This window comes from Halorubellus salinus (assembly GCF_020567525.1).
In the GTDB taxonomy this organism is placed as follows: Archaea; Halobacteriota; Halobacteria; order Halobacteriales; family Natrialbaceae; genus Halorubellus; species Halorubellus salinus.
The window spans coordinates 1-566 of the sequence record NZ_JAJCVI010000014.1 but is presented as its reverse complement, the minus strand read 5'-3'; the positions used below and the strand labels follow the sequence as shown (position 1 = coordinate 566).

At 57.2% G+C, this 566-nt stretch carries 1 rRNA gene; it reads right to left on the bottom strand.

Annotated elements, in window-relative coordinates:
• Positions 1 to 540 (bottom strand): 16S ribosomal RNA (locus LI336_RS20050); the annotation flags it as partial.
• Positions 541 to 566: the final 26 nt, after the last annotated feature.

Sequence of the window (566 nt, the reverse complement as noted above, 5' to 3'; positions counted from 1 at the left end):
ACGGACCTGTTCAGCTGGCTACGGACGCTTTAGGCCCAATAATATCGGCCATCACTTGGGCTGCCGGTGTTACCGCGGCGGCTGGCACCGGTCTTGCCCAGCCCTTATTCTTGTACCTCCCTACGGTACAGAAAAGCGAGGACGATATGCCCTCGCACTCGGAGTTCCCTTATCGCACTGTCGTGCAGTGTAAAGTTTTCGCGCCTGCTGCGCCCCGTAGGGCCCGGTATCTTGTCTCAGATACCGTCTCCGGGCTCTTGCTCTCACAACCCGTACCGATTATGGGCACGGTGGGCCGTTACCCCACCGTCTACCTAATCGGCCGCAGCCACATCCTATGGCGCCGTAGCATTTCCGGCTCAAGCCATTCCAGGCATAGAGCGTTATTCAGAATTAGCCTCAGTTTCCCGAGGTTGTTCTGATCCATAGGGTAGTTTGGCCACGTGTCACTGAGCTATCTGCCACGAGTATGAACTCGTGCGACTAGCATGGCTAAATCGAACTCCGATAGCAATGGCCTCCGGCAGGATCAACCGGAATGGTCCCGAGCTCAAGGCTCGGGGGGT